This window comes from Domibacillus robiginosus (assembly GCF_000966195.1).
Classification (GTDB): domain Bacteria; phylum Bacillota; class Bacilli; order Bacillales; family Domibacillaceae; genus Domibacillus; species Domibacillus robiginosus.
The window spans coordinates 1-7,297 of record NZ_LAHL01000056.1 but is presented as its reverse complement, the minus strand read 5'-3'; the positions used below and the strand labels follow the sequence as shown (position 1 = coordinate 7,297).

At 38.0% G+C, this 7,297-nt stretch carries 6 protein-coding genes and 1 tRNA gene; 3 read left to right on the top strand and 4 right to left on the bottom strand.

Annotated features, from left to right (window positions below):
- Positions 1-384 precede the first annotated feature (384 nt).
- A tRNA-Cys gene (locus tag VP97_RS20170) sits at positions 385-458 on the bottom strand.
- A 769-nt stretch (positions 459-1,227) separates the two neighbouring features.
- On the opposite strand from VP97_RS20170, the gene VP97_RS20165 reads away from it, so the two are divergent.
- Positions 1,228-1,437, top strand: coding sequence for a hypothetical protein (locus VP97_RS20165; RefSeq protein ID WP_050183959.1), 210 nt, complete (start codon positions 1,228-1,230; stop codon positions 1,435-1,437).
- Positions 1,438-1,739: 302 nt separating this feature from the next.
- Here VP97_RS20165 and VP97_RS20160 read toward each other — a convergent pair whose 3' ends face one another.
- Positions 1,740-2,156 carry a MerR family transcriptional regulator gene (locus VP97_RS20160; RefSeq protein ID WP_050183958.1) on the bottom strand — a complete coding sequence of 139 codons (417 nt, stop codon included), beginning with the start codon at positions 2,154-2,156 and terminating at the stop codon, positions 1,740-1,742.
- Positions 2,157-2,466: 310 nt separating this feature from the next.
- Between VP97_RS20160 and VP97_RS20155 the strand changes: the two genes are divergently transcribed.
- Positions 2,467-3,507, top strand: a complete 1,041-nt coding sequence (locus tag VP97_RS20155) for an NAD(P)-dependent alcohol dehydrogenase (RefSeq protein WP_050183957.1) — start codon at positions 2,467-2,469, stop codon at positions 3,505-3,507.
- 551 nt (positions 3,508-4,058) lie between these two features.
- On the opposite strand, the gene VP97_RS20150 is transcribed toward VP97_RS20155, so the two are convergent.
- Both VP97_RS20150 and VP97_RS20145 read right to left on the bottom strand, forming a co-directional pair.
- Positions 4,059-4,658, bottom strand: a complete 600-nt coding sequence (locus VP97_RS20150) for an RsfA family transcriptional regulator (protein WP_050183956.1) — start codon at positions 4,656-4,658, stop codon at positions 4,059-4,061.
- Positions 4,659-5,114: 456 nt separating this feature from the next.
- A complete protein-coding gene (locus VP97_RS20145; RefSeq protein ID WP_050183955.1) occupies positions 5,115-5,435 on the bottom strand; it encodes an IDEAL domain-containing protein in 321 nt (106 codons plus the stop codon).
- Between the two features lie 692 nt (positions 5,436-6,127).
- On the opposite strand from VP97_RS20145, the gene VP97_RS20140 reads away from it, so the two are divergent.
- The gene (locus VP97_RS20140; protein WP_050183954.1) at positions 6,128-7,123 is read left to right on the top strand and encodes a potassium channel family protein; all 996 of its coding nucleotides are present in this window, start codon (positions 6,128-6,130) and stop codon (positions 7,121-7,123) included.
- Positions 7,124-7,297 lie beyond the last annotated feature (174 nt).

The following is a 7,297-nucleotide window of genomic DNA, read 5'->3' as shown; positions in this document are numbered from 1 at the left end:
GACTTGCTCATTTGTTTCCATTAAAACACGGGGTGTTTTTAATAGAAGATAAAAATTTAAAACGTTGACGTTTATTTTGTTCAGTTTTCAAAGATCAATTCACTTTGCTATCGTATCGGACAGCTAAATAATCATATCATGTACTCATTTACAAGTCAACACTTTAAAAGAAAAATGTTATTTAATCAAAATGATAATGATGTAAATCAGTTTATTTGAGCCGCCCTATTTACTGGCGGATTCATAATATAATATGGGTTTTCAAACGAATTAATGGGAAATCTTCAAAAGATTATTTTACCACATATGATTCAAGTTACTTCCATGTTATCCGTATTTTGTATTCATTAAAATGAATGACGAATGTTGTCAAAGCAAATAATATGGAGGCGGCAACCGGACTCGAACCGGTGGTAAAGGTTTTGCAGACCTTGGCCTTACCGCTTGGCTATGCCGCCATAATATTAGAGTGGAAGATGGAATTCGAAACCACAATACCCCTGGCAAAGTAATGCTCTGCCGTTGAACTACTATGAGGTATTTTTACTAACGACAGCTTTAAAAATATATCATCTTGAAAATATAAAATCAACTTTTTTAAACTTTTCTTTATAAATGATCGTTTAAACCTTACTTGAAAGCCTTATTAAGAGCTGGCAGATCTTTTTAGAGCATCTTTTTGATTATGATCTTGCAGCGAGGAAACCGAAGTGAGAGAGCTTCCGATAAGATCTTGAAAGATCGAACAACTATTCTGAAGTGTCTATACTTATCTGGACAGAAGGAGTAAGTAATGGAGCATTAATATTGCTTTGAAATTTTCTCCTTTATAATTAAATAAAGGGGACGTTATTGTACTGAAATTTACAGTACTACTATTTTTTCTGCCTCTATTTCTATACGTCTCTCTCCTTTACTACGAGGGTTCCTGATGAAGAAAAAACAAGACCTGCTGACTTAGATACAACATCAACCAGCATTCCTCAAAACGATATCAATAGAATTAAAATAAAAGAAATGCATATAGAAACGTACAATCCTAAAGATAATGAATATTGGTTTGGCGTTAATTCTTTAAGAGTATTTTACGGGAAAGCTGATTTATTTGAATCGTGCTTTTAGCCAATTTAAAAATGCCAATTTCAGATTAGAAATCGGTGTTAATAATGTTTTGTATGCGAATAAAGAGGGTATATCATTATTTATTATTTACTTGGAGGAATAGGAATGGCAACCCTTATTGAAAATTTAACAAACTCATTAATTGAGACCCGTCAGCGATACGCAATACTCAAAGATAATGGCATTGAATCAATGAGTACTATTTATCCTTCTATCCCTTCGAATGGTGCACTATATCATCAGCTTTTAGCGACTTTACCAAAAGAGATTGACCGTTTAGAACAAAGGATTATGGAAATAAAAAAAAGTGTCTGAAGTCTTCCATTAGTGGCAGGCTTTTTTTTGATCTTTTGGTGGGTGTGTTGTTCAACAAAGCTGCTCTGTTAGTTGAATCATGAGATAGTAGAGAATACTTTCGCTGACACTAAACCATAAAGTCATATAACATTGCAGGTGCAACAGCTTATTCGATGAGCACCCCTGAAATTGCTGCAATAAGCCAAATCTTGATTCGTTCAACGAAACAAATAATTTAATTACGTAAGCGATAGTAAATGATACAAATAAAAGCCACCTGTATGTCATATATACCGTTATAACATACAGGTGGTTTACTATTAATCAGCAATGAAACTCCCGACTTTATCGCTTTTATAGATATCTTCCGTTCCTGCATCCAATGCAGTCTTGTAATACCTACATTTATGCTCGATGACTTCCATTGTTTTTTTTAGTTCTTCCATCTGTGCTTCTACACTAGCTTTCCGCTCCATAAACATATCATATCTTTGCTGCAAGGTGGGATCCCCATCAGAACACCAGTCAATGAAATGTTTAATATCCTTAATAGGCATCCCGGTGGATTTTAGACATTGAATGATCTTTAAAGCACCGATATCAGATTCTTTAAACAATCGTGTTCCGCTGGGTGTCCGTTCTACAAAAGGCATAAGTCCCTCCTTGTCGTAGTAACGCAAGGTATATACTGTAAGATTTAATTCTTTTGCAGCTTCGCTGATAGAATATGTCTTCATTATTCTCCCCCCTTTTTTTAAATATCTATACCTGGAGTTAACTCTAGGATTTGCGGGAATTTTAGCACTGTATTTGCTGAATGTCAAAGAAGCTATACTAATAGATGGGATAAAACCTGTATAGGCGGTAATCTTTAAAAAGAATATAAGCTAGCCACTTGACCTAGAGTTAACTATAAGGATTAACATTGTTTTGCAAGAGAAAAAATTATGGATAAAAATGAATAAAAGAGAATTTTAGCCTGAGTTATTCATTTATACCCGCATAAGCGCATTCTCTTGAAAAATATAAATTATAGGAGGATTTTTTATGGTAACTGCTAAAGCACGAGCTGTCGACGGTCCAGACAAACCGTTTCGAGCGGCCGAAATTAAACGACGGGACTTGGATTTGCAAGATGTTCTGATTGAAATTAAGTATGCAGGCATATGCCATTCTGATATCCATACGGCTCATGGCGAATGGGGACCTGTGAATTATCCTCTCGTACCTGGACACGAGATTGCAGGAATTGTCGCGGATGTAGGAGCCGAGGTCACAAAATACAAAGTCGGTGACCGGGTAGGGGTCGGGTGTATGGTTGACTCCTGTGGCGATTGTGAGAACTGCCGAAAAGGAGAAGAACAATACTGTCTTAAAGGAAATATCCAAACTTACGCTGGTGTTGACAAATATGGTGAACCTACTCAAGGTGGCTATTCTACCCACATTGTCGTACAGGAAAATTTCGTACTCAAAATCCCTGATAATATTGAGCTTGATGCGGCAGCACCCTTACTTTGTGCAGGCATTACAACCTATTCGCCATTGAACCACTGGGGAGCTGGCCCAGGCAAAAAAATAGCAGTTGTTGGTATGGGCGGCCTTGGTCATATGGCTGTCAAGATTGCACATGCCATGGGTGCTGAGGTCACGGTTTTGTCACAGACATTGAACAAAAAGGACGATGGTTTGCAATTCGGTGCAGACAACTACTATGCCACAAGCGAACCGGAAACATTCGAGAAACTTGCCGGAACTTTTGACTTAATTATTAATACGGTAAGTGCAAAAATTGACATTAACGCTTATTTCTCATTGTTAACTCTGGATGGTACCTTAGTAAACGTTGGTGCTCCTGCAGAACCATTGCCAGTAAATGTGTTTTCTCTCATTGGTCATCGCCGTTCATTTGCAGGTTCAATGATTGGAGGCATCCGTGAGACACAGGAAATGTTAGAGTTCTGTGCAAAACATAATATTGTTCCCAAGATTGAAGTTATTTCGGCCGACCAAATTGACGAAGCATACGAACGCGTGTTAGCTTCAGATGTAAAATATCGATTTGTGATTGACACTAGCACAATTTAAACTGCGCAAATGGTAATTTCAAGAATGTCCCAAAAGCCCGGCTTTTAGGGCATTCTTTCTTTTTTCAGAAGATTTGTTTGTAAAACTCTCCGCCTAACTCAAAGATCTTGATGGAGAGGTTCATCCCCCTGCTTATTTAGCATAAAAAATAGCTGTCGGCAAAGTCGGCAGCATGAATTGATCTTTTTAAAGATCACTTTTTTATAGGCCTTCATCTCCAGCGGATTGATCTTACTGGCAGGTGGAAGGGTCTCTTCGAGAATTTGGTTAATCTCCGCCCGGTTAGGTTCCGCTGTGGATAGCCAGTATAGTGAGTGGAGCTGTTATCTTTTTTTCGGTAAATACGATACCGGTCAGCAACCGTAATGACAGCCTTTCTGCTAAGATAAGCTAGATGATGATAGGGACTGTTATCACCTTTGTCGTTGGATTTGGTTTTACCGGGCTCCCAGATGGCGTGTTAGAGCTTAATATTCTAAAATTTACCGATACAGCCTCGTTTTTATTCATTACATTGTTTAAATTTTTCCTCGTGATATTAGCTGTACTTTTTATTCTGCGATTTTTTCTAAGTTATTATTTTCAACTTGCAGCATGGCCTCTTCATCATTAAAGACAACCATTCGTCTAGCCCGGTCCATAATTTTCACAATTTCTTCATAATCATTTTTCATGGTCAATGCGCTTTTTTCAAGCTGTTCGTATTTTGTTTCCAGTTCTGCTTTTTCACGTTTAATCGTTTCCAGCTCTCTTTGCAGAAAGTCATAGTCTTCCCCAGAGACATTTAACGTCTCTAAAAAGCCAATAACCTCTTTGATTGTCAGAGAATCTGAGTTCAAATCTTCCGTCGCTTTTTGTCCTGACCGATGTTTCTTCTCGACAACACGAAGTCCTGATGAAACCCTTTCCTGCTTTTGCTGGTTACGATAGTGTTGTTTTCTCTGTTTACGGGCAAGACTTAATGCCTTCTCGTATTGCTGCCTGATCACAGCATTCCAGCGGAAGCCACATGCTGCTCCTGTTCTATTAAGCTTGTCTCCCACTTCTTCAAACGCTTTCAGCTGGGTACTTCCCTCTCTCACATGACGTAGTACGGTCTCAGCAAGTAGCAGATCGTTTTCTTCTGACCAGGCATCTTGTCTCGTTTTCATCGCTTATCTCCCCTTTAATTTTGATAGCCTTTTCATCAAGATAGCCGCTTCTTCCGTCTTTTATACAAAAAAACTTAGAAATTATGTATTACATTTATATTCTGCTTAACTTTAAAATATTTGTGAAAGTTAAGAGGTTAAACAAGGTTTACTTTACCTTGTTAGCTGTCATACAAACCTGCTGATATGTGAAGTCTAAAAAAGAAGCAAGAACAATCTAAAAGACTGTTCTTGCTTTTTCTATTACCTTATCCTATATGTGTTGTGCTGCTTTTCTTTGACGAACCATCTCAATGGCTTTCTGAATGTACTTCTCATTTGTAAAAATAGCTTGAGTATTGGTATGATGCTTCTTTGTGTGTCTTGAGAAGTTACCGGCATTGGACAAGGAGCGGCAAATCGGCACAGCAGCTCTCTATCCGCTTCCCATTTATTCCGGTGTCCAATGCTGTTTAATTATTGCTCCACGGTATGCCATTTTCGCTTTTCTCCTGTCAGTTCTTTAAACCATTCTCTGTCACCTGTTTTTAAAGCCAGATCAATTAATGTTGAGTTATCTTGGTGCTTGTCCCAAAAATCGCCGATCGGTTCCAGCTGCTCTTCTGTGAAGATGCCCGGTGATGGTTTTTTTAAAAGGTATTGATTGTCCTTAATCCAAACCACTTTTGTTAACTCAACTCGCTCACTGTGCAGGCTGTAATGAATGGTGTTGCTCACATATCCAACCACTGTCATACTACCAATCTTGACTATTTTCCAATCTCCAATGTTTAACACATTTTTCACCCCCGGTTTTCTTACTTTCTTTATCTCTTTTTTTTCCTGAATTTATTCATTCTAAGAAATAAAGATATGGTAATATTCTTCACTAGGGGATACATGGTATTTTGCTGGCAGAAGCGACTAAACTAAGGAGACTGGGCTTTCCCTCACTCTGCTAATTTAATAAAGACTGCTACCCCTTCGTTTAACTTTTTACACACTTGCATTTTTTGTATAAAATATTCTCTTTGTGGTTAATAATGGTACTGTTTCGAACTAATAAAACTTAATTTTATCAAGGCCGAAACCATTTCTTGCAGCTAGGCTCAGCCTGGCTGTTTTTGTACTAACCAAGCCAACGCATATATTGTGTTACAGGAAGAAGCAAGCAGTTTATCCCTTGCTTCTTCCTTTATTTTATATCCTTTGGTTGTTATTGACGGACCCGTTTCACGGCCAATTACTCAGTTCCCAATTTAAAAGAGACATTTTATAGAGATACTTTAAGTCCTTTTTACAAGTTCACTGCTGTCTTTATTTTCCCCCTCACAAAATCGACTTTGATACGGATAAAAAGAGCTATTGTTTAAAACCTCCAAGGAGGGAAATATTACAGTATGACCAGAAACTAGATCTTGCATTATTTACTGACCATAGAAATGGATTGATAAATTTTTTCAGATTGATTGTTGTCAGGAGGAAGAAAAGTGAATGAAGTTTATGTAATTGTTGGTATTATACTGCTGATTATTGGATTGATAGATTTTATTTGGACGACATTATGGATAGAAGGTGGAGCGGGCCCTGTAACGAGACACCTATCTACAGGAATATGGAAAATTATGAGAAAAGTAAGTGGAGACCGGGGATACATCCTTAGCTTGGCAGGCCCTTTGCTACTAATGAGCGCTGTGTTAATGTGGGTCTGTTTGTTTTGGGGAGGCTGGACTTTATTTTTTGCAGGTGATCCGAATGCACTGACTAATACGCAAGTTAAAGCATCCGCTTCCTGGATAGATCGTCTTTATTTTTCAGGTTACATATTCTTCACACTAGGAAATGGCAGCATTACACCGAATGGAGTATTTTGGAAATTTGCTACAGTATGTGCGACTGCTTCTGGAATGCTTTCTATTACCCTCGCCGTTACGTATTTGATTTCAGTTTTAAGTGCTGCAAGCCAAAAACGCTCTTTTGCGCAAAGTGTAATGGGAATCGGAAGCACCGGTGAAGAAATTGTACAGGTGGCATGGAGCGGAAAAGACTTTCATAATATTGATATACTACTTAACACACTCGCTTCAGATTTAAGTAAACTTACTGCTCAGAACAATGCTTACCCTATTCTTCATTATTATCATAGTGTTCAGCCTAAAAAATCTGAAGTCCTAGCTGTTGCCGTTCTAGATGATGCCTTAACATTATTGCAATTTGGCATTCTTGAAAAATACGGACCAAACCGACTGCTTGTAAAAGAAGTTCGTTCAAGTATCCAAAATTATATAGATACTGTGCAAACAGCTCACATCCATCCGGCTAAACAAACACCTCCTGTTCCAAACTTAAGACGGCTTCGCCAAAAAGGATTACCTGTCTGCTCAGACCAAGAATTTCAAAAAACATTACATAGTTTGGAAGAGCGACGCAAAGCATTGCTAGGCATTGTTGAAGCAAGTGCCCAAAAGTGGCCTTTACACAATTAAACAAAAAATTAGCGCCCCCCTCACTAAATCAAAGATTTTGGAGGGGGCGCTAATTTTTGTTCAACTTATTATAAATATTTATAAAACCAATACCCTATAGCAGCCGCTGCTACTGCAAAATTTGAAGGAGTCTCCTGGTCTGTAATACGATAAAAATAGCTAAAACGCTTCGAA

Bases quoted from the DNA above. Each gene is read 5' to 3' on its own strand.
- VP97_RS20165 (WP_050183959.1), top strand. From the start codon at position 1,228: ATGGCAACCCTTATTGAAAATTTAACAAACTCATTAATTGAGACCCGT.
- VP97_RS20160 (WP_050183958.1), bottom strand. From the start codon at position 2,156: ATGAAGACATATTCTATCAGCGAAGCTGCAAAAGAATTAAATCTTACA.
- VP97_RS20155 (WP_050183957.1), top strand. From the start codon at position 2,467: ATGGTAACTGCTAAAGCACGAGCTGTCGACGGTCCAGACAAACCGTTT.
- VP97_RS20150 (WP_050183956.1), bottom strand. From the start codon at position 4,658: ATGAAAACGAGACAAGATGCCTGGTCAGAAGAAAACGATCTGCTACTT.